General features: G+C 58.0%; 23 protein-coding genes and 1 pseudogene. 12 read left to right on the forward strand and 12 right to left on the reverse strand.

Annotated elements, in window-relative coordinates:
• Window positions 1-71: 71 nt before the first annotated feature.
• From AC1Z36_RS00390 to modA, 5 genes are read right to left on the reverse strand one after another with little or no spacing between them, the layout of a single operon-like run.
• The gene (locus tag AC1Z36_RS00390; protein ID WP_105658830.1) at window positions 72-950 is read right to left on the reverse strand and encodes an NTP transferase domain-containing protein; all 879 of its coding nucleotides are present in this window, start codon (window positions 948-950) and stop codon (window positions 72-74) included.
• On the reverse strand, window positions 947-2,194 hold the full coding sequence (locus tag AC1Z36_RS00395; RefSeq protein WP_105658831.1) for a molybdopterin molybdotransferase MoeA: 1,248 nt from the start codon (window positions 2,192-2,194) through the stop codon (window positions 947-949). Before AC1Z36_RS00395 ends, AC1Z36_RS00390 begins: the two co-directional genes overlap by 4 nt.
• Entirely contained in the window at window positions 2,191-2,943 is a 753-nt protein-coding gene (locus tag AC1Z36_RS00400) for an ATP-binding cassette domain-containing protein (RefSeq protein WP_332489267.1), read from the reverse strand. Before AC1Z36_RS00400 ends, AC1Z36_RS00395 begins: the two co-directional genes overlap by 4 nt.
• A complete protein-coding gene (locus AC1Z36_RS00405; protein WP_332499125.1) occupies window positions 2,940-3,746 on the reverse strand; it encodes an ABC transporter permease in 807 nt (268 codons plus the stop codon). Before AC1Z36_RS00405 ends, AC1Z36_RS00400 begins: the two co-directional genes overlap by 4 nt.
• Window positions 3,739-4,518 (reverse strand): molybdate ABC transporter substrate-binding protein, encoded by a 780-nt coding sequence (modA, locus tag AC1Z36_RS00410; RefSeq protein WP_105658834.1) that lies wholly within the window; start codon window positions 4,516-4,518, stop codon window positions 3,739-3,741. The genes AC1Z36_RS00405 and modA overlap by 8 nt, the downstream gene beginning before the upstream one ends.
• Before the next feature lie 137 nt (window positions 4,519-4,655).
• On the opposite strand from modA, the gene moaA reads away from it, so the two are divergent.
• Window positions 4,656-5,696 (forward strand): GTP 3',8-cyclase MoaA, encoded by a 1,041-nt coding sequence (moaA, locus tag AC1Z36_RS00415; RefSeq protein ID WP_105658835.1) that lies wholly within the window; start codon window positions 4,656-4,658, stop codon window positions 5,694-5,696.
• Here the strand turns inward: moaA and AC1Z36_RS00420 are convergent.
• Window positions 5,693-6,238: a DinB family protein gene (locus tag AC1Z36_RS00420; RefSeq protein ID WP_105658836.1), complete on the reverse strand. Its 546-nt coding sequence runs from the start codon at window positions 6,236-6,238 to the stop codon at window positions 5,693-5,695. The two genes, moaA and AC1Z36_RS00420, sit on opposite strands and share 4 nt — an antisense overlap.
• Window positions 6,239-6,342: 104 nt before the next feature.
• On the opposite strand from AC1Z36_RS00420, the gene AC1Z36_RS00425 reads away from it, so the two are divergent.
• A complete protein-coding gene (locus AC1Z36_RS00425; RefSeq protein ID WP_483561558.1) occupies window positions 6,343-7,302 on the forward strand; it encodes a helix-turn-helix transcriptional regulator in 960 nt (319 codons plus the stop codon).
• 202 nt (window positions 7,303-7,504) lie between these two features.
• The gene (locus AC1Z36_RS00430; protein ID WP_402735357.1) at window positions 7,505-8,698 is read left to right on the forward strand and encodes a M20 metallopeptidase family protein; all 1,194 of its coding nucleotides are present in this window, start codon (window positions 7,505-7,507) and stop codon (window positions 8,696-8,698) included.
• 14 nt (window positions 8,699-8,712) lie between these two features.
• Here AC1Z36_RS00430 and AC1Z36_RS00435 read toward each other — a convergent pair whose 3' ends face one another.
• The 3 genes and pseudogenes from AC1Z36_RS00435 to AC1Z36_RS00445 form a co-directional block, all read right to left on the reverse strand.
• The gene (locus tag AC1Z36_RS00435; protein WP_105658839.1) at window positions 8,713-9,303 is read right to left on the reverse strand and encodes a GNAT family N-acetyltransferase; all 591 of its coding nucleotides are present in this window, start codon (window positions 9,301-9,303) and stop codon (window positions 8,713-8,715) included.
• 525 nt (window positions 9,304-9,828) lie between these two features.
• Window positions 9,829-10,131, reverse strand: coding sequence for a hypothetical protein (locus AC1Z36_RS00440; RefSeq protein ID WP_105658840.1), 303 nt, complete (start codon window positions 10,129-10,131; stop codon window positions 9,829-9,831).
• A 263-nt stretch (window positions 10,132-10,394) separates the two neighbouring features.
• A pseudogene (locus tag AC1Z36_RS00445) lies at window positions 10,395-10,838 on the reverse strand (RNA polymerase sigma factor); the annotation flags it as partial.
• Window positions 10,839-11,049: 211 nt separating this feature from the next.
• Here AC1Z36_RS00445 and AC1Z36_RS00450 point away from each other — a divergent pair.
• The 7 genes from AC1Z36_RS00450 (at window position 11,050) to AC1Z36_RS00480 (ending at window position 14,482) form a co-directional block, all read left to right on the forward strand.
• On the forward strand, window positions 11,050-11,556 hold the full coding sequence (locus tag AC1Z36_RS00450) for an Asp23/Gls24 family envelope stress response protein (protein WP_286134380.1): 507 nt from the start codon (window positions 11,050-11,052) through the stop codon (window positions 11,554-11,556).
• A 37-nt stretch (window positions 11,557-11,593) separates the two neighbouring features.
• Window positions 11,594-11,770, forward strand: coding sequence for a DUF2273 domain-containing protein (locus tag AC1Z36_RS00455; RefSeq protein WP_105658843.1), 177 nt, complete (start codon window positions 11,594-11,596; stop codon window positions 11,768-11,770).
• Window positions 11,771-11,811: 41 nt separating this feature from the next.
• On the forward strand, window positions 11,812-12,147 hold the full coding sequence (locus tag AC1Z36_RS00460; protein WP_483561559.1) for an Asp23/Gls24 family envelope stress response protein: 336 nt from the start codon (window positions 11,812-11,814) through the stop codon (window positions 12,145-12,147).
• Window positions 12,144-12,695 carry a DUF6286 domain-containing protein gene (locus AC1Z36_RS00465; protein ID WP_105659221.1) on the forward strand — a complete coding sequence of 184 codons (552 nt, stop codon included), beginning with the start codon at window positions 12,144-12,146 and terminating at the stop codon, window positions 12,693-12,695. The genes AC1Z36_RS00460 and AC1Z36_RS00465 overlap by 4 nt, the downstream gene beginning before the upstream one ends.
• A 35-nt stretch (window positions 12,696-12,730) precedes the next feature.
• A complete protein-coding gene (locus AC1Z36_RS00470) occupies window positions 12,731-13,279 on the forward strand; it encodes a hypothetical protein (protein ID WP_402741784.1) in 549 nt (182 codons plus the stop codon).
• Between the two features lie 36 nt (window positions 13,280-13,315).
• Window positions 13,316-13,504 (forward strand): CsbD family protein, encoded by a 189-nt coding sequence (locus AC1Z36_RS00475; protein WP_105659223.1) that lies wholly within the window; start codon window positions 13,316-13,318, stop codon window positions 13,502-13,504.
• Between the two features lie 237 nt (window positions 13,505-13,741).
• Window positions 13,742-14,482, forward strand: coding sequence for a type 1 glutamine amidotransferase domain-containing protein (locus tag AC1Z36_RS00480; protein WP_105662471.1), 741 nt, complete (start codon window positions 13,742-13,744; stop codon window positions 14,480-14,482).
• A gap of 394 nt (window positions 14,483-14,876) precedes the next feature.
• Here AC1Z36_RS00480 and AC1Z36_RS00485 read toward each other — a convergent pair whose 3' ends face one another.
• Window positions 14,877-15,746: a DUF1295 domain-containing protein gene (locus tag AC1Z36_RS00485; protein WP_105659204.1), complete on the reverse strand. Its 870-nt coding sequence runs from the start codon at window positions 15,744-15,746 to the stop codon at window positions 14,877-14,879.
• 551 nt (window positions 15,747-16,297) lie between these two features.
• On the opposite strand from AC1Z36_RS00485, the gene AC1Z36_RS00490 reads away from it, so the two are divergent.
• Window positions 16,298-18,160 carry an AMP-dependent synthetase/ligase gene (locus AC1Z36_RS00490; protein WP_105659205.1) on the forward strand — a complete coding sequence of 621 codons (1,863 nt, stop codon included), beginning with the start codon at window positions 16,298-16,300 and terminating at the stop codon, window positions 18,158-18,160.
• A 158-nt stretch (window positions 18,161-18,318) separates the two neighbouring features.
• Window positions 18,319-19,014: a fasciclin domain-containing protein gene (locus AC1Z36_RS00495; RefSeq protein ID WP_105659206.1), complete on the forward strand. Its 696-nt coding sequence runs from the start codon at window positions 18,319-18,321 to the stop codon at window positions 19,012-19,014.
• Between the two features lie 598 nt (window positions 19,015-19,612).
• On the opposite strand, the gene AC1Z36_RS00500 is transcribed toward AC1Z36_RS00495, so the two are convergent.
• Entirely contained in the window at window positions 19,613-20,602 is a 990-nt protein-coding gene (locus AC1Z36_RS00500) for an IS3 family transposase (protein WP_483561953.1), read from the reverse strand.
• Window positions 20,602-20,913 carry a transposase gene (locus AC1Z36_RS00505; RefSeq protein WP_483561560.1) on the reverse strand — a complete coding sequence of 104 codons (312 nt, stop codon included), beginning with the start codon at window positions 20,911-20,913 and terminating at the stop codon, window positions 20,602-20,604. Before AC1Z36_RS00505 ends, AC1Z36_RS00500 begins: the two co-directional genes overlap by 1 nt.
• Between the last annotated feature and the right edge of the window lie 29 nt (window positions 20,914-20,942).

Raw genomic sequence — 20,942 nt, forward strand, 5'->3', positions numbered from 1 at the left:
GTCGACCACCCGGTGCAGCTGGCCTTCCATGACGGCCGGTCCCTACTGAGGCGAAGGGAACACGGTGCTACTTATGCAACGCCCTCCGGATGCTCGTCGGCCCATCGATGCGCCCGGGAAACCAGCTGCTCCGACAGCCCGGACAAGTCTCCCTTGACGCTGCCCAGCGCAAGTCCGAGCAGGAAGGTACTCAGGGGTGCTGCTGGTCGGGCCACCTCGTGAGCTACATGCTTGGCAACATCAAGCACGGTAGCGATATCCACTTCGCCGGAGTCCAGACCCAATTCCTTGGCGGCTGCTTCCAGCCAATCGTTCAGTGCTTCGGGTGGCAGATGCTGTGCCATGGCTTTCCTTTCATTCTGGCGGGCGCTTTCCAGTGCCTGCGGGGTATCAATGTCGCTGCTGGTTTCATCATCCACCGGTACCCGCGCCAGCTGCAGCTGATTCAAGGCTCGGCGCACCGGGGCATTGACCAGGTTCCCGCCCAGCTCTGCGCAGACCGAAGCCAGTGCCGAGGTGCGATAGATTCCAGCCAGCCATTGGGTGTGGCCTTGCGCGTCAACCAGCAGCAAGCCATCGGCTGCGCGTTGCCCAAAGTCGTTGATCAACGCAGTGGCCACCGCGACCGGCCGTTGCAGGTCGCAGGCCAGAACCATGGTCCATTCACTGCCTGCGCTGGCAGCTAGTTCTGCAAGCCCGGCAGCGATGCCTGCCAAGGGACCAGCGAATGGCGGATCCTCCCGGAGAACGGAATCGGCCTTGGCACCAGCGGAATCCGGGCCGACCACAACGACGCGTAGTGCGCCGGTTGTGCGGGCCGCGGCGACCACGCGGTCAACCAGGCGCTGTCCGTGCAGCTCTATTTCGGCTTTGCCTTCGCCGCCCAGCCGAGAGCCCCTGCCGCCGGCGAGCACCAGGGCATTGAAGTTGGCGAGCTGCCGCGTGCTCATGGGATCATCCCCAGTACCTCGACTTCATCGCCGGGGTGGATCTGGTTGACGCCAGCCGGGACCAGCGCGTAGCCCTGGGCAGCGCCGAACCCGCCCACCGAGTGGGAAATGCTGCTGGCGTGAACCGCCGGGGCGCACCGCAGTTGCTCCCCAGGCTCGAAGACTACCGGGATGACCTGCATGCGTCCGGCCGCGGCTTTCCATCCCACCGCGGCGATGGCGCGCAAAGTCGGGCGCAGCACCTCGCGGTGGCCTTGCATGGCCCGCAGGCACGGGCGCACGAACAGCTCGAAGCTGACTGCTGCGCTGACCGGGTTGCCGGGCAGGGCGAAGACCATCGCACCGGCCTCCAAACGGCCCGCGCATTGCGGCTGGCCGGGGCGGATCTTCACCCGGGCCGCCTGCACTGCCGGTTCGGCTTCCAGCACCTGGCGCATCACATCGTAGGCGCCGGGGCCTACTCCCCCAGTGCTCAGGATGGCATCATGCGTGGAGCCGAGCACCTCCAGCTGTTCGCGGACCGCTTGAGTGTCATCCACGCAGTGCACCACGGTAGCTGCCTGTATGCCGGATTCAGCCAGGAGCCCTGCCATGAGCAGCGAATTGGTTTCCGGGATTTGCCCGCGCGAGAGCCGTTCACCGGGCGCAAGCAATTCCGCCCCGGTGACCAGCACGGCCACCTTGGGCCGTGTGCGCACCGACAGCTTGCTGGCACCGGCTGCCGCCAAGGCGGAAAGACGGGCCGCGGTGAGCTGCTCGCCGGCATAGGCCACCAGGTCACCGGCGGCCTTGTCCTCGCCGCTGCGGCGGATGTCCTTGCCTGCTGGCACCGGCCCATGGATCTGCACGGTGGCGGCATCCCAGCCATCTGCAGCGGCTGAAGTGTCCTCGATGCGCACCACGGCATCGGCATCCGTCGGGATCGGAGCACCGGTCATGATCTTCACGCACTGGCCCGGTTCCAGCTTCGGGTCCCAGCCGCTGCCCGCGGGCACTTCGCCGACGACTTCCAGGGCAATTGGCGCCTCAGCGGTATCCTCGGAGCGCACCGCATAGCCGTCCATCGCCGAGTTGTCCCACAGCGGCAACGGGTGCGTGGAGGTGGCATCCTCGGCCAGCACCGCGCCGTGCAGGAGGGCGAAACCGCCTGCCACCTCGATCTGCTGCGGGGCCAACGGCACGACCTGCGACAGCAGCCGCGCGCGGTGCACTTCAAGTTCCACGGGTTCATTGACGGTGCTCATGGCTGCTCTCCCTGGATGCTCCTGGGGTGCTGCGCTGGCAAGGTAGCCACCACCGCGCGCACAAAACGGTTGGCCGGATCGGCGAAGACCTGCTCGACGGTTCCCTGCGCAATGATGCTTCCCCGTTCCAGCACCAGCAGGTCATCGGCGAGCGCCAAGGTGTCGGCGGCCGAATGCGAGACGACGATGGCGCTGGTCGCGGTGCGTTCCAGCTCTTCGCGCACCAATGCGCGCATGTCCATGGCGGCTTCGACATCCAGCGAGGCGAAGGGCTCGTCGATCAGCAGGATCTTGGGCTGGGCGGCCAAGGCCCGGGCCAGCGCAATGCGTTGGCGCTGCCCGCCGGAGAGGGCCTCGGGCCGGTGGGTGGCGATTTCTTCCAGTCCCAGCCGCCCGATCCATTCGGCGGCCACGGCCTTGGCGGCAGCCTTGTCCAGTCCCCCGGCCCGGGCGCCAAAGGCGATATTCTTCAGCGCATCCAGGTGCGGGAACAGGTGCGGGTCTTGGCCCAGCAGGCCCACCTCGCGCAGGTGCGGCGGGCGGTGCTGCTTCGCGTCAGCCAGCAGGGAACCGGAAAGCTCGATGCGCCCCTCGGCAATCTTCTGGATCCCGGCAATCGCATGCACAATGGTCGACTTGCCCGAGCCGCTAGGGCCCATCATCGCCAGCGTGCTGCCGGCAGGCACTTCGAATTCAACGGCCACGTCGAATCCGGTGCGCGGCACGCGCAGCGCAACCTTCAATGTCATTTCAAGGCCCCCGGACGCCAGGCGCGCACCAGCAGCAGCACCACTACCGCGGTGGCCAGGAGCAGGATCGACAGGGCAACGGCCGAGTCGCGTCCAGTTCCAGCCCCGTTGAACGCGGTGTAGATGGCCAGCGGCATGGTCTGGGTAACCCCCGGCGCGTTGCCGGCGAATAGCGCGGTGGCCCCGAATTCGCCGATGGCCCGCGCGAAGCACAGGATCACGCCGGCCACCAGTCCGGGGGCGGCCAGCGGCAAGGTGATGCGGGTGAGCACCATCCAGCGCCCGGCGCCCAGGGTGGCGGCGGCTTGTTCGTACCCGGCGCCGGCGGCCCGCAGCGATCCTTCCACGGAGAGCACCAGGAAGGGCAGGGCCACGAAGCTCTGGGCAATGACCACCGCGGCGGTGGAAAAGGGCAGGGTAATCCCCCACAGGGAATCGATGAACTGGCCGATGGGGCTGGTGCGCCCGAAGAGGAAGAGCAGGGCCACGCCGCCGACCATGGGCGGCAGCACCAGCGGCACGGCGATCAAGGCCCGCAACAGCTGGGCAACCCGGGCCGAACTGCGGGCCATCAGCACCGCCAGCGGCACGCCGAGCAGCACGCACAGGGCGGTGGCAGCCACCCCGGTGCGCAAGCTCAGCCAGAGCGCCGAGAGGGCTTGGGGGCTGGTGGCATCGGCCACCAGCGTGGACCAGCTGGCACGGGTGAGAAGCGCCAGCAGCGGCAGCACCAGCAATCCCACGCCCAGCAAGGCCGGGGCAATGGCGAAGCCTGGAACCCGTACCCCGGTATCGCTAGCCATTGGCCTGCGCAGCCCCGGTGCCGAAACCGTGCTCTGCCAGGATTTCCTGGCCGCGCTCGCTGATCACGAAGTCCACGAACGCCTGCGCGCCGGGGTTCTGGCCCAGCGTGGCGATCGGATAGGTGTTCACGACCTCGTCGGCTCCTTCCGGAACGATCGCGGCGACGTTTTCGTCACCCAGTACATCGGTGGCGTAGACCAGTCCGGCATCCGCTTCGCCGGCGGCCACCTTCTGCAGCACCGCGGTGACATTCTGCTCCTCGCTGGCCGGGACCACTTCGACGCCCTGGGCCTGGAGCAGCTGGCGTGAGGCCGAGCCGCACGGCACCTGCTGCGCGCACAGCACCGTGGTGGCCCCGGCAAGGTCTTCCAGCGAATCGATATCCGCCGGGTTCTCCTGCGGCACCGCGATCACCATGGTGTTGCTGGCGAAGATCACCGGCTCGTGGCCGAACCCGGCCTCGGTCACCTCCAGCATGTTGCGTTCATCTGCCGAGGCGAAGACATCCACGTTTGAGCCTTCAAGGATCTGCGTGGCCAGGGTCGAAGAGCCGTCATAGGAGATGCCGGCAATCTGCACCTCCGGATGTTCTGCGGTGAACTCCTCGGAGATCTGTTCGAAGGCGCTCTGCAAGGAGGCTGCCGCGGAGATGGTGATGGGTTCGGACGCGGCCTGATCGGAAGAGCCGCTGGCCGAACAGCCCGCCAAAGCCAGCACGGCCGCCGCGAGCCCGGCAAGGGCTCGGAACCGTGGAAACGGGCGGTGCTGCATGGGATCTCCTTGAAATCGGGGGCTGGTGCCAATGCTACCGTCGAGCCAACCGGGGCCGATCCATTTTGCGTACTTGATTTGTTACTTTCAGGTTAACCGTCTTCCACGCAACGGTGCCGGGGGCTACTGTGGAGTGTATGAAAGCACAAGCGGCCGGCACCCTGGGCGATGCCCGTGGACGGCCCCTGCATGACCTGCGGATTTCGGTGACAGACCGCTGCAATTTCCGCTGCGTCTACTGCATGCCCAAGGAGATCTTCGGCCGCGACTTCGTTTTCCGCGAGCGCTCCGAGCTGCTCAGCTTCGAGGAGATCGAGCGGCTGGCCCGCGTCAGCGTTTCGCTGGGGGTCACCAAGCTGCGGTTGACCGGCGGCGAGCCGCTGCTGCGCCGTGGCATCGTGGACCTGGTGGGCATGCTCGCCAAGCTGCGCACCCCCGAGGGCCAGCCGGTGGATCTGGCAATGACCACCAACGGGTCGGCGCTGCCGGTGCTCGCACCTGCGTTGAAGGAAGCCGGGCTGAACCGCGTGACCATATCCCTGGATTCCTTGGATGACGAGAAGTTCAAGGCCATCAACGACGTGGACTTCCCGGTCTCCCGGGTACTGCACGCCATCGACGTGGCCCGTGAAGTGGGCCTGGGCCCGGTGAAGATCAATACCGTGGTCAAGCGCGGGGTCAATGACTCGGAGATCCTGTCGCTGGCCGAGCACTTCCGCGGCACTGGGGCGATCCTGCGCTTCATCGAATACATGGATGTGGGCACCACCAACGGCTGGAAGCTGGATGAGGTGCTGCCCTCCTCCGAGGTCGTGGCCATGGTCAATAAGTGCTGGGCGCTGGAACCGGTGACTAAAACCGAACCGGGTGAAACGGCCAACCGCTGGCGCTACAAGGACGGCGCCGGAGAGATCGGTGTGATCTCCAGCGTCACCAACGCCTTCTGCGGCAACTGCTCGCGCGCCCGGGTCTCGGCCGAAGGCCAGCTCTACACCTGCCTGTTCGCCGGCTCCGGCTACGACCTGCGCCAGCTCATGCGCGACGGGATCAGCGATGAGGATCTTGCCAAGGCACTGACCGGGCACTGGCGCAAGCGCGATGACAACTACTCGGAGCTGCGCGCCGCGCTGACCCCAGGCAACCGCAAGCGCATCGAGATGTCCTACATCGGGGGCTAGCCCATCGATTTCTGCCCGTCCAGGGATTCGCGGATGATGTCCGCATGCCCCGAATGCTGGGTGGTCTCGGCAATGATGTGCAGCAAGGCGCGGCGCACCGACCACTGCTTGTCGGTGAACCACGGGGCCGAGGGCAGCTCATGCACGGTATCCAGGTCCACCTCTGCCAGCAGCGCGTCGGTGCGGTCGGCAATCTGCGCGTAGTTCTCCAGCAGCTCTTCCAGGCTTTCTCCGTCTTGCATGCGGAATTCATTGAGGAAGGCTTCGACCGCCTCGGGCGGCATCTGGCTGAAATCCGCTCCGTCCCAGGCCATGGCCGCCCGGCCCATGACGATGAATCCCTGCCACTGCTTTTCGACCGCGGTCACGTGCTTGATCAACCCGCCGAGGGTCAGCTCGCTCACCGTGGTGCGTTGCGATGCCTGCTCGTCGTTCAGGCCCTGGACAGTGAAACGCAGGAAATGCCTCGCGTTGGCCAGAGCCTGGAGCAGGTCCGCGCGTTCCCCGGTGAGGGTGGTGTTGGTGATGGACATGGTGCTCATGATTGCCTCCTGGCATAAGCTGCAGCCGGTATTTCCAGCTGGTAGTAACCAGAGTAGAAGTGAAAAGTGCCAGTTTTTGTCCTAAATCAAGGCAGACTTGTTGCATGAGTACCAGCACCAGATTCTTGCGCCTGCTCTCGCTGCTGCAGACCCATCGCTATTGGTCAGGAGACGAGCTCGCCGAACGCCTGGATGTCAGCCTGCGCACCGTTCGCCGGGACATCGACAGGCTGCGCGATCTCGGTTATCCGGTGCAGGCTGATCGCGGCGTGGGCGGCGGCTACCAGCTGGCCTCCGGCACCGCGCTGCCTCCCTTGGTGCTCGACGATGAGGAAGCCGTCGCGCTGGTAGTCTCATTGCAATCCACCGTGCACAGCGGTTCTTCTGCGCTGGCCGAGGCCGCGTTGCGGGCCATGGGAAAAGTTGTGCCCGTGCTGCCAGCCAGATTGAGGAAGCGGGCGCAGGCGCTGACCGCGAGCACTGTCCCGCTCAATTCCCAGTCCTCCGCAACGGATCCGGTGGATCCGGCGGTACTGGTGGCATTGGCCCAGGCGTGCCGCGATCATGAACGAATCGCCTTCGACTACAAGGATGCCAAGTCAGCAGAAACCTCGCGCCGCGTAGAACCGGTCCAGCTAGTGAACGTGGGAAACCGCTACTATCTGGTGGCCTTTGATCTGGACCGCGATGACTGGCGCAGTTTCCGGGTGGATCGCGCATTGAACCCCTCACCCAGGGCATTGCGGTTTGCGCCGCGTGAAGTGCCAGGTGGCGATGCGGCGGCCTTTGTGCGCGTAGGATTGCGCGGCAGCGGGCAACCAGAAGTGAGCGCTCGGATTCAGGCAAGCGCCGAAAAGCTGGAGCCGCTCATTGGCCGCTGGTTCCAGATCCAGCAGATCGGTGAGAACAGCTGCCTCGTGCGCACCGAGAATATGGATCTGCGCTGGGCGGCGTTCGGCCTTGCGATGAGCGAGGCCAGGGTCAGCGAGGTGTATCCGAGGGAACTGCGGAAACTGCTCGGCTTATGGTCGTTCAATTTTTCCTCTCAATCTGGAAAGTTGTGAGATGCAGCAAAAAGCGTCTTGGCAACTTGACGATGGCACAACTGCGAGGCGTATACTCACTCGCGTGCTAATAACATTCAAATCGTTCGGAATAAACGCTTTGATTAGTGAATACTTAAATTTTGAATAATCAGCATAGTCAACTCTTCGCATCCTGAGGCGCCCTGCCCGTCCGTCGACGACGCCTACGAAAGGCTGATTCATGACCACTGCCGACTTTACTGCTGATGCGCAAACCATACTTCCCGAACTGATTAAACTGCGCCGCGCGTTGCATGCGGACCCCGAACTCGGGCTCGATCTGCCCCGCACCCAGCAAAAGGTGCTCGACGCGCTCGGAGGGCTGCCATTGGAAATCACCACCGGCACGCGCACCAGCTCGGTCACCGCAGTACTTCGAGGAGAACGGCCCGGCCCGACGGTGTTGCTTCGTGGCGACATGGACGCATTGCCGATCACCGAAGAAACCAATCTGGACTTTGCCTCTGCCAACGGCAACATGCACGCCTGCGGCCATGATCTGCATACTGCAGGACTAGTTGGCGCAGCTAAGTTGCTGTCATCTCGCCAAAGTGAACTTCGTGGCTCGGTCATCTTCATGTTCCAGCCAGGCGAAGAAGGCCACGGCGGCGCCAAGATCATGCTCGAAGAGGGACTGCTCTCCGCAGCCGGAGAACCTCCAGTTGCCGCCTACGCGATCCATGTGGGCCCCGGCCCGCGAGGAGTCTTTGCAACACGAAGCGGCCCCGTAGCTGCTGGATCAAATCAGCTAACCGTGAAGCTGAAAGGGCGCGGCGGACATGGCTCACAACCCCACCACACCTTGGATCCAGTTCCTGCCGCGGCCGAGCTCGTCCTGGCCCTGCAGAGCTTCGTGACTCGACGGTTCAATGCCTTCGACCCGGTGGTCCTCTCGATCACCCGACTGTCCACCGGAGACGGTGCAATCAACGTCATCCCGGAAAGTGTCGAGCTGGCGGCCACTATCCGCACCATGTCCCACGAATCGCTGGCTGTTTTGGAGGAAGGCCTGCCACGTGTCATCAATGGTGTGGCAGCAGCCCATGAGCTCACCGCAGACGTGAGTTTTGAAACGCTCTACCCGGTGACCGTGAACGATCCGATTGAGTCCGAAGCGGCACTGGAAACGATGCGCGAAATCTACGGCGAACAGCGTGTGGCGATCATGCCATCACCAATGATGGGATCTGAGGATTTCGCTTTTGTGCTCGATGAAGTTCCCGGCACATTCATCGCGTTACTGGCCACTCCACCGGAATTGAGCGCGTCGGAAGCAGAGTGGAATCACTCGCCACGTGTCGTCTTTGATGACGCGGTGCTCGCAGTTCAGGCCGCAGCTCTGGCTGCCATCGCTTTCAAACGCACCGCCCACTGAACATAGGAGCTGCGCTAGTTCTTGAGAATTACGGTGGTTTGGGTCCCCGCATACTTAAACCCGGCGCGCAGCGCCGTTCTGATTGACGCTGCATTATCAACGTGCACGCGCCATTGAGGACTCAGGCCGGCGTCCATTGCATGCTTCTGAGCAAAAGCGACAGATTGAAAACCGAGTCCACTTCGACGATTGGTAGGTGCTACGAGCGCGCCGAGGTGGGCCAGCTTTTCTTCCCACACGTCATAGCCAGCACCCGCCACAGGAAGCGAATCACGTTCTGATTCGCTGAGCAATATGAAGGTATTCTCCATCTCACTCAATCCGACTTCCGCGGTGTCCTCGTCTGGGCAGGCTGTTTCTAGATCAACAGCGTCCGTTCGTGCACGGCTCAGCTCGGCGTTTGGGTTTGGGTTTGGGTTTGGCAATGATGGAGCTGAATCACTGAAGTACAGCTTCGCCACCCCCAGAGCCCGCCCACCATAGGGAGTGCTGAGTTCCAAAAGTTTCGCGTGGCTGGCCAGTTCAGAATCGGGTAGCTCTCTGCCAGCTTCTAACGCCCATGAAGGAGCAACCAAAACCCCGGTGCCAAATAATGAAACGAACATGAGTACCGAGCTATCGTTCTTCTCGCGATAAACGCGGTCCTCACCCCCTGGTGACTGCGCGTACCTAGACTTCAGGGGCGTACTGCTTGGGCATGCTTTCCATTCTCTCAATAGAAAACGGCATAAAACCCGGGACGATTCAATTGGAGTTCTGTAAAGCAGTAAATACTCAATTTGCTTCTGCCGCACATAACGAAGCTTCGGGTAACGTCCCGCTCTACGGGGTTAGCCTTACGCCGAAACTAATTCAGCTGGGTTCTCTATAGCTATGCAGACATCAGCCTGATCTAGTTCCGGTGTCAAGATAAGTGGTCGCATTTACCAGATAGCCCTGGCTCAGCTCGTTGGCGATTTCGTGTGTCCCGCGCGATCCACTTTCTACAGCGCCATCGAAGAAACTCTCCTGATGATTCGCCGGATAGGTGAACTTTTGCGCTTCGGCCGAAGCGCTGCTTGTCGGGCACTGAGACGTAACATCGGGGGCAGCTATATTAGGATCCGCGGTCTACCTTTGGGCCGAGGGAATCAGCGTGTAATTTCCGTATAACTGAGAATTTCTCCATGGACATCTTCCACCGTTATCTCAACTCGTAATTGTTCTACGAGCAAACGTGTACTGAGGCCGACCTGAACATATTCCAAGATCTCTTGCTCGATCTGCTGGACAGTTGCTTCGCTGAGCATGCTGATGGTGCATCGGACCAGCCACTGAACATGGGGGATTCTCGCGTCCGTGGCCTTGACTTCGGCGTAGTTCAATTGCGCAGTTTGGGATCGCGAGAACTGCTGCCTGATGTCGCTGATAATCTCGCTTGAGGAAATGCGCACATCGTCTCCTGTTTCTCGTACGACTGCTTCCCAAGTCCTCTGCGTGGGTCGTAGTTTGGAAATCCTGTTCAGAACATTGCTACTTAAGTCTCTGCTGCCCGCAGAGTAATCTTCGCTTCTAAGCTGATCCAGAACGATTCTGGTTTGGTCCTTTAAGTGGCGCCGTTCTTGATGGCACCAGCGGCATTCGAGCTCATGAGGGTCTGGTGAGTCATCTAGCTTGTGGAGTATGTCTTCTATCGTGCGTCCGCAGGGAAGGGTTTTCATGACACCGCCTCGATAATTGCCTTGCGGGCCCGCGCGACCCGTCCTCGAATAGTTGATTCTGACGTGTTGGCGATTGTAGCTGCTTGCTCATAGGTCATGTCCTCAAGGCATACCAGAACAAAAGCCTGCTTCAAGGTCGATGGTAGCTTGGCGACGATATTCCACGCCCTATCAACCTCACTTCGCTGCACAGCTAGGTATTCGGGCGAAAGGTGCTCCGCTGCCGGCTGCCCGGAGAATTCTTCGGCATCAACTACGTGAACACGACTTTGGGCTGAACGAACTCGGTCCAGGCAAATATTCCTTGTCATTCGAAAAAGCCACGTCTTGAAGGTGCCATTCTGCTGGAGGGTGTGCATGCTTCTCCAGGCTTTGATCCAAGCTTCCTGCACCGCGTCATCCGCATCTTGCCAATTCTCAAAAAAGGAACGGCAGTATCTCCTAAGCCCCGGGTCAGTTCGGCAACGAGCATTCCGAAAGCTTCTGAATCACCCTCACGGGACCGGCCCACGACCGCTAACCGTTTTAATTCATCCACACAATCCCCCTATTGTGATGTAGATCACTTAAATTATGTGTGAGGATATTGGTACGGACCTCGTCTGTATGAGTGTAAGCGAAAAAGTTTCCCTCGATATAGGAGTGAAGAACATGGCACAGCCAATGTCGAACGACAAGGTAATCAAGCCAACTGGCGAGGAACTGGAACGTCAAGCCAAGCGCCAGGGGAACCAGGATGCTCAGGAAGAGCACCTTACGGGCCCACTGCACACCGAATTGGGCAAGACGACCATTGAAGACCGGGTTGTTCAGAAGATCGCCAGCATCGCAGCACGCGAAGTGCCCGGGGTATACGCAATGGGCAACGCTGCGCGCCGAACTTTCAATTCCCTGGCAGAACGCATCCCAGGTGCCTCGGCGAACACCTCAGGCGGGGTGAGCGTGGAAAAGGGCGAGCAGCAGACCGCGATCGACGTCTCCATCGTCGTCTCCTATGGATTCTCAATTGTGGAGGTCTCCGAGGACATCCGCGCGAACATTGTTTCCCAGGTGGAACGTGCCACCGGACTGGAAGTCATCGAAGTGAACATCGATGTCACCGACGTCCACCTGCCAGAAGATGACGAAGACGACGAGCCGCGCGAAGACTTGAAGTAGGCCACAACACTGCCGATGGGCAACGAAAGGAATACCCATGGATAAGCTCAGGTGGGGACTGGCAATAGGGCTAGTGGCCGGACTGCTCATAGCGTTCGGCTCATTCACCCAGTTCATAGTCGTAGCATTCTTCGTGCTCATCGGTGGTGTGGTCGGCTGGTTCCTGCAGACCCGCGTCGATTGGGAGCGTGTATTCATTACCCGTAGGCGGTGACCAGGGTGGAAACAAAAAGTGCCACTGTGGGTGCTACTACTGTGGATAACCAGATCTATTCCAAGATCGCAGCCAAAGCCGCCTCCAAGATCCCTGGAGTCGGAGCCAGCTCTGGCGGCCTGTTGCAATTGGGCAAACCTCGCGCTATCGCAGGGAAGCCTGCTGCTACGGCCGACGTTCTCGGGGGTACCGTAGCAGTCAAGCTGAAAGTCGGCATCCGATATCCGTTGAGCCTGCAGCAAACTTGCGAGGCCATACGTCAACAAGTGACAGATGAGCTCGTTCAATTCTTGGGGGTCTCGTCTGTCCAAGTCGACATCGACGTTGCTTGGCTTCATGCAGTTTCAGCAAACGCTGGGGAGAGGAGTCTGTTATGAGCAGATTTTGGCATGTCCGCAGTGCCAGAACTGCAACCCTGCTCAGTACCTGCATAGTGCTATTAGGCATCTCAACTACGTCCCTGGTGATTTGCCTGATCAGACTGGACAGCGGTTCCTGGCCGAGCTGGGTAACCGGATTTCTGGATTCTGCCAAGAACATTGTTTGGGCGAATAACAATTTGATCGCCGTAGCTGTGGGCGTTGCAATTCTCGGACTGCTTCTGTTCATTGTTGCCTTAGTCCCGGGAAAGCACAGAACAGCGTTGCTTGAATGGGACTCAGTCGACGAACAAGAAGAGTGGGTTGCGGAAAACCGCGGCTTGGCCAACCTGGCCCGCTATGAAGCAGAGCGCACTGATGGGGTGGGTAGCGCCTCGCCGACATTGCGGGGTAAGAAGCTGCATGTCAGCGTTTTCACTCCGGTGCATGAAACCAGCGATATTTCACAGTCGGTGCAAGCGAACGTCCAAAAAAAGCTATCCGCAATCCCGCTGGCACATTCGATAAGAGTCAGCGTCAAAGCAACTACCCGAGGAGGGCAGTAGATTTGTGGAAACCCAACAGTATTCGGCAACGAGTCATGCTGGCGCTTCTCGGGCTGCTTCTTATGGCAAGTGGTGCTGCCGTGGCCTGGCTAAGCTGGGATTCAACTCGAAACGGACTCGCACAGACGCGTTTAATCGATACTTTCCCTGCACAAATGCCAGAATTAGGCATTTACTTAGCCGGCGCACTAGCCATGATGACGATCATCTTGCTCTTTGTAATGATGTCAGCTCTACCTAAGAAACCAGGCAAACCAACTTTCATCTACCGTTCCGATAATGGCACTGGTGTCTCCACCGTTGATTCGAGGACCGTCTCCATGGCCGCCGAGGAAGCAGCTGAAAGCACCCCCGAGGTCGACAGCGCAGATATCCGCATCAATGGAACAGCGAAGAACCCCGTACTCTACGCACGCTTCACTTTGCGTGCAGATGCCCGGCCAATCGATGGCATAGGCCTGATTCGGGACGTTCTTATTCCTCAGACGGAGCAAGCTCTCGGTGCCCAGTTCGCGGAGAAACACGTGAACATTGATTTCCAACCCAAAAAATCCGGGCCATCCGCTAGAACGACCCTGACCTAATAGTTTGTATTAGTCACCCAATCGAAAGGAAGCATCATGGGACTCGGAGACAAAATCAAGAACAAAGCCCAGGAAGTATCCGGCAAAGCCAAAGAAAGCATGGGCGATGCCACCAACAACAAGGACCTGCAAGCCGAAGGGCTCAAGGACCAAGCCGCAGCAAAGGCGAAGCAATCGGCGGAGGACGTCAAGGACTCTATCAAAGATGCCAAAAAACAATCTTAGGCTAAAGAAACTGTGATCGCTGATTCAAGCGCTAAAACACTTCGAGAATCAGCCCTCATGCGTGTAGCTTGACAGCGTGAGAAGCCAGCAGCAGATCTGCAAGTCTTCCGCGGTCTGCAAGACTACAGCACGGAGCGAGACCACGATTCAGAACAAGATTCACGATATCTTCCACAGATTCCCCCTCAGCATAGGAAATGGAAACTGGGGAGCCGAAATTTATGAAAGGTCATTAACGTGAAGAAAATCCTCATGGTCCTCACCAGCGTTTCCGAACTCGGTGCAGGAGGGGAACCCACCGGATACAACGTCGCAGAAGCGGCTCATCCCTGGAAGGTTTTCCGGGATTCGGGACATTTCGTCGACTTCGCCTCCATCAAGGGCGGGCAGCCGCCACAAGATACGGTCGATACCGATGATCCGATTCAGGTGCAGTTCACCCAAGACGAAACCACGAGAGCAGGCCTCTACAACACGGCCAGGGTCGAGGTAGTTGATCCGGACCAGTACGATGCCATCTATCTTGTCGGTGGTCATGGCACCATGTGGGACTTCCCCAACAACGAATTCTTGCAAAAGCTCATCGGGACCGTCTACAACAGTGGAGGCATAGTTGGCGCAGTATGCCACGGTCCGGCAGGGTTACTGGATGTAGAACTGCACCACGGAATCAAGTTGCTGAGCGGCAAGGATGTTGCTGTCTTTACCAACGATGAAGAAGTCGCGGTCGGCAAGGACAAGATCATTCCATTCTCATTGGCCGACAAACTTGTTGAGCAGGGGGCCAACCATATCGCCGCCGATGATTTCGAGGAAAATGTCCAGGTATCCGAGCGTCTGGTCACCGGTCAGAACCCTGCCTCGGCTGCCGGTGTTGCAAAGGAAATGGAAAAACTGCTGGCCGCGGTGATCCATCAAGAAAAGGCCAGGGAGGAAGCTTCCTCAGAAAATGACGCTGCCCAGTCCGAGGAAGACTAAAAACATCTGTGGGTAGCGCTTCCCTACCCCTGCGGATATCTCATAAGCGGCTGCATCCGGCCAAAATTCCTCGTAGGTCGACAGAGGCCTACGAGGAATTTTCCGTTAAAGCATTCGCGCCTTCCGCTTAGTGGCGGAAGCATCATAAATTTCCGAGGCTCAGCATCGCAGTGGCAATCAGACCCACTATCCAGCATGGCCGGTTGGCAGATTCGCACTGGCCAGGTTGGCCCGCGCTGTCACCTGCGATGCAGGGCAACCTACGCCTGTCGACGATGCGCAGCCCGCTTTATCTGGTCTAGATTCGTTTTGCATCTCGACGACTTCACATAGAGCAAATTCTAGAAGTGCCAGAGTCTAGAGAGCATCAGCAACTATTTCAGCAAACCGTTTCCTACCAGAACTTAGGAATAAGCACCGGCGTGTTTTCCTTGTAGGTTTCATAGTCGGCGCGGCCTCCCCATTTTGATTCAGCTTTCGCTTCAAGCAGCGGGATTCCGCTGATCTTGATGAGCAACACGGCGACGAATACCGGTGAGATCATCACAACCCACTGCCAGTGCTGCAACGCCGGAGCGGCCACAACAGCCACGCCGATCCAAAGCAGAATCTCTCCGAAATAGTTGGGATGGCGAGATTTGGACCAGAGTCCGGAGGAGATGAATTTCCCTTGATTTTGCGGGTCGCGTTTGAAAATTGATTTCTGGTGATCGGCTAGGCTTTCCACACCCAACCCAATCGCCCAGATGACGAGTCCGACCAGTGCGAATCCGTCCAATTCACTAGAGTATTCCGAGGTCATAGCAGCCCAAGCAGTAGCAGCAGTGAAAGAGACCCAGAGACCCTGAATGGTCCAGACGCTGAGAAACCGGATAAAAGACGGTTTGATCTGGTCGAAGCGATCATCTTTGCCGTCCCTAGTGACACGGCTGAAGAGGAAGATTCCCAGCCTAAGAGTCCAGGCCAGGACCATGAATGCCAGTAGTAGCGATCTTGAATGAACTTCAGGGACTAAGAGAAGCAGGAGCAATGTGACTGCTGTATAGGTCAGGGTTCCGGTCAGGTCGTAGAATCTCTCTGTTTGCCTTAGGAATGAAGGTATGAATGCGATCCATTGGGCTATAAAGGACGCCAGTACAGCCAGAGCGAAGAGGGGCATCGAACCCCATGTAATCCCGCCATCACTACCGGACAATGCAAGCAGCACACCTAGCAGAAGCACTACAGGCATAGCGGTCAGCGCCTTGCGTTCCTTGCTCTTCATTATGAGGTTTCCTCCGTTAAATTTCCCTCAGAGACAATCCAGGGATCCTGCGATACTTTTATCCAAGAGTCGCCTCATCATATTCTCTGGGACCGGGCAATACTATTGGACACAGGTTGAGCCAAAGCTTTTGACGGAATCGCGGCTTGACGCTTCTCATGGCATCTCTTCGCGGGGCTATCGTCTAAGAGATGCTTACTGTTGGCGGAGGATCGCAGAAACAGCTTTCGTCCCCAGAACTGTTCACGACCTGTAAATTGGCCGGACTGAACAAATCAAGCATTCTGAATGCTGGACGAAAACCGTTCTAATCTCGATTGACTAGTTGTTACGTCGAAACGGAACGCATAGCTTGGCTTCAAGCCCCACATTAAACAAGCTTGAAACCAAGCTATGCGAACCTTGCCTCGTCCCTGCTTATGCTGCCTATCTGAGATGATAGCGCCCAACAATGCCTACCTTGAATGACGCCTGACCGAGAAGTAGTCCACAGCAGGCTAGTCCTGTCCGTATTTGATATCCACCGTTACCCCTGCCCGGAAGGACGAGCTATGAGGGAATTTGCGACGCCGCTATTGGCCACTTCGCACATGCACAGGAATGCCACCGATCTCTTGATGGAGCGCCTGAAGAATTCGCCTGAACATATAGCATTCGAAGTTCGATCTGCTGATGGTCCCGTTGCTGCCCCCTGGAAGCAAATAACTACTCGAGAATTTTTTCTCGAAGTGCAGGCATTGGCTAAGGGGCTCATCGCTAGTGGGCTGCAACCTGGAAACAAGCTTGTGATTATGTCACCTACACGCTACGAATGGGCTCAGGTGGATATGGCGGCATGGTTTGCAGGTGCGGTCGTGGTCCCTATTTATGAAACTTCGTCGCTTGATCAGGTCACAGCCATACTTGCCGATTGCTCCCCAAAATTTATAGTTGCTGGAAGCACCGACCACGCCTCGATTCTCGAGCGCGGGCTAAGTGGCGCGGGAATATGCGGGTCGAGAATCTGGACAATGGACACCCGGAACGATCTCGATCTTGAGGATCTTGTTGACGAAGGGAAATCTATCACCGATGGTGCTGTTGAAGAACGACGATTGTTGGCAACGTCAGAGACGATAGCGACTATCGTCTACACTTCGGGAACGACGGCAGCACCCAAGGGCGCTTTAATTACGCACGGTAACCTCGTTGGCTTAGTACTCAATGTTGCTGCCGCTTACACTGAAGTGGTTAAGGAGACAGGAAATACGATTATTTTCCTTCCCATGGCCCACGTTCTGGCTCGTGGTCTACAGCTGATTTGTTTGGCTAACGGGATGCGCATCGCGCATCTCTCAGAACCCAAAGAAGTAATACCGTCTTTGGAATTCCTCAAACCCACATTTCTCGTAGTAGTGCCACGGGTGCTACAGAAGATCCAAGACTCCGCAGCACAGGCCGCCAATCAGAAACGCCTGAATCGTATTTGGAAGTGGGCCAGCGACACGGCAACGCAGTGGGGCGCGATGGCTGAGGGACACGATACCGCTTCGTCGAAGCAAGCTTCTCCTAGCCTTAGGATGAGACATTTCATTTTTGATCGGATTTTCTACTCGCGTCTAAGAAAAGTAGTCGGCGGTCGTCTTGAGTACCTGCTATCAGGAGCTGCAACCCTAGATAGAGAAGTTTCCCTCTTTTTCAGGGGTATTGGCTTGCCAGTAATCGAGGGCTATGGGCTGACAGAAACTACAGCGCCGCTAACGGGAAATATGCCCGGGTCGATCAAGTCTGGAACCGTGGGAGTTCCGATGCCTGGGACCACTGTACGAATATCGGACGACGGTGAGGTGCTCGCACAAGGAATCGGCGTATTTGCTGGATATACCAATCCCGACGACAACGCCGACGCTTTCACCGATGGCTTCTTCCGCACAGGAGACCTGGGATCCTTGGACAACCTTGGGCGCATCACGCTGAAGGGAAGAATCAAAGATGTCATAGTAACTGCGGGAGGGAAGACAATATCCCCCAGCATATGGGAAGGATACGTCGAAACTGAGCCATTGATTGCCCACGCGGTAATGGTTGGAGAAGGTAAGCCGTTCTTGGGATGCCTCGTACTGATTGACCCGGAAGCAGTCAAACAGTGGGCCTCTAGCCAAGGGATTACAGACGCATCCCTTTTTCAGCCTCGCACAGAAGGGTCAATTGACAGGATTAGAAACGGGCTCTTGTTTCAAGTCGTCCTCGACTCCGTCAGCTCAGCCAATAAGCGGGTAGCAAGAAGTGAACAAGTCAAAGAGTTTCTTATGCTTTCTACCGATTTAGGGGAAAACAGTGAACTGCTGACACCGACTTTGAAACTCAAGCGAAGTAAGTTTCTTGAGAGAGCAAACGGCTTCGTCAACGAGCTCTATGCCTCGGCTAAGCGCTAGCAATCAGTCATGATATGAGCCCCTAATGTGCGGAACAGAAAATCTTTAAATAAGTTCCAATCCGCGAACCACTTTGCCCCGAATGCCCTGTGAAAACCCAAACCAAGAGGTTTGGAAAACCAACTGGCCCAACGGGGTCGCCAGGTAAGGAGTTCGACATGAAAACCATGCAGCGCAAGACGGTAGGACTGCTCTCGATTGCCGCGGTAGCCGCGTTCGGATTGAGCGCCTGCTCGATGGACAACAGCGCCGAGTCCACTCCCAGCAGCGAAAGTTCGGCATCGAGCATGGCTTCTAGCAGCCCGGAAGCATCTGAGGATTCGGGCATGGCCAGCGAATCGGCCATGGATCCAGCCGCCAACCTTGTTGGTTCAGGATGTGCGGCGTACGCAGAAGCAGTGCCCGAAGGTGACGGCTCCGTTGCTGGCATGGCCCAGGATCCGGTAGCCGTGGCAGCGTCCAACAACCCGTTGCTGACCACCCTGACCAAGGCCGTGTCGGGAAAGCTGAACAAGGACGTGGATCTGGTGGACACGCTCAACGGCGATGAGTTCACCGTCTTCGCACCTGTGGATGACGCATTCAAGGCCATTCCAGAAAAAGACCTGAACGCTGTTGTGTCGGATGCTGACATGCTGACCAAGGTGCTGACCTACCATGTGGTCCCAGGCCAGATAACTCCCGATGAGTTGAAGGGTGATCTGGAAACCGTTGAAGGTGACAAGGTCAAGATCAGCGGCAGCGGCGATGACTTGATGGTCAACGATGCCAAGGTCATTTGCGGTGGCGTGCAGACTGCCAATGCCACCGTTTACCTCGTTGATTCGGTGCTGATGCCACCGGCAAAGAAGTAGTACTACAGCATCAAGCTGAAGAAGCCAGGGGACGGGCGATGCACGATTTGGGGGCCCGTTCCCTGGCTTCCGTCTACCCAAGATTTGACCTGCAGCTACTGCCCTGAACGAGAGCAATGTCCTTGACGGTATGGGGTCGTTGAACCCAAGATCCCGAATTGGGCAGTCGAAATCACCGACGGTTCAGCGCCGGATGAGGCTCTCTTGCTTCAAGCCGCACAAGGAGATGAAGCAGCTACGCAGCCTTATGGCGGACTTGTCCCAAGGGTGTTCGGTTTTGACGCCCGTCAACTGAGCGATGAAGTCCAAAGGCAGGAAGCCGCACAATGAATATTTTCAGACGATTAACGACATGTTGATGGCTTCGCCACTGTGCGAACTACCGCACTAACTTGGCTGCTGAAGATCGTCCACCAGTCTGCCGTTGGACAGATCCGCTTCACTTCAGAGCGCCCGAAACCTGTGCTGGGAATCGCTGTTGAAACCTCTTAAGCAAGGCATCAACCATTGCAGGGAAGAGCGGTACGTCCTGATGAGGTCAAACGCATGATCGAAGCTCTCTACCAACTGACTGAAGCGCAATGAACCGTCCCGGAAATTACGCCGCCAGTTTACTGGCGGCTTCATCGGGTAACGAGCCGCTCATTTCATCATAATAGAGTTCTTCAAATTCAACCGGAGCCCGATATCCGAGGGTCGAGTGCAACCGGTCGTTGTTGTACCAGTGCACCCATTCCACGACCACGTCATCCACGTCCGCCTTGGTAGCCAAGACTCCAGTGCGGAACGGTGAATCCTTAGCAACCGCCTCGTTCTTGAACAACCCCATCACCATTTCGGCGGCCGCGTTGTCGAACGCGTCCCCAATCGTTCCGATCGACGGCACCAGCCCCTCCATCGCCAGCGTCTGCGTGTACCTCTGAGAGGTATATTCACTATCCGCATCTGAATGGTGGATGGTGCCAAAGGCCGATCTCACATGCGCTTTTTGCTCAATCCGGCGTTGCCATAGGGCCAGTTGGAGAGCTTCCTCCACAAACTCGGTGTCATGCGAGGTCGACGAAGCCCAGGACAAGATCCGGCGTGAGAACAAATCGATCACGAAGGACACATAGGCGAACCCGCCACGAATCGGAACATAAGTGAAATCAGTGACCCACACCTTGTTAGGTGCATCAGTATAGAAGTTCCGATTCAATAGATCTTTCGCCCGGATTTTATCTTTAGCGCGGATCGTTGTAGTCGTTCTCCGACCCCGCACCAGCCCATTCATCCCAGCTACACGCATCAGCCGATCCACGGTGTGTTTTGAGATGTCAGTGAAGCCGTTGCGCTGCAACCAGACCAGCATTTTCCTCCGCCCATAAAGAACCTCGGGCATCGGTCTCCCCGTCTTTTCATCAGGTTTCTGCAGGTCATGAAGAACGTTCAAAATCAGTGCGTCCGTGACGACCCGTGGTGCTGGTTCAGCTGCTTTCCAACTGCGATACGTGCGGGCAGAAACCTTCAGGCCCTGAGTATTCAGGGCATCACAGATCTGCTGGACTGCGTAGCCGTGTTCGCGTTGCTGGTCGATGAACTCGGTGATTAGTGCCGGCTAGGGTCCAGCTCCCTCGCGAAGAAAATCGCTGATGCCTTCAAGATGTCGTTGGCTTCTTCAAGGTCCCGGACCTTGGCTTTCAACGCTTTGATCTCGGCGAGTTCTTCGCTGGTCGGTCCGGTTCGTTCACCGGAATCAACCTGGGCTTGGAGCACCCAGCGGCGCAGGGTTTCTTTACCGACGTTCAGCTTTGGAGCCATGTCATTGCAGGCTGCGTAGACCGACTTATAGCGGTCAAGTCGTTCCATGATGTAGGCCACTGCGCGGGCTTTGACTTCGGGGGTGTACTGCTTGGGCATGCTTTCCATTCTCTCAATAGAAAGCGGCA

The organism is Glutamicibacter sp. BS14 (assembly GCF_056934375.1).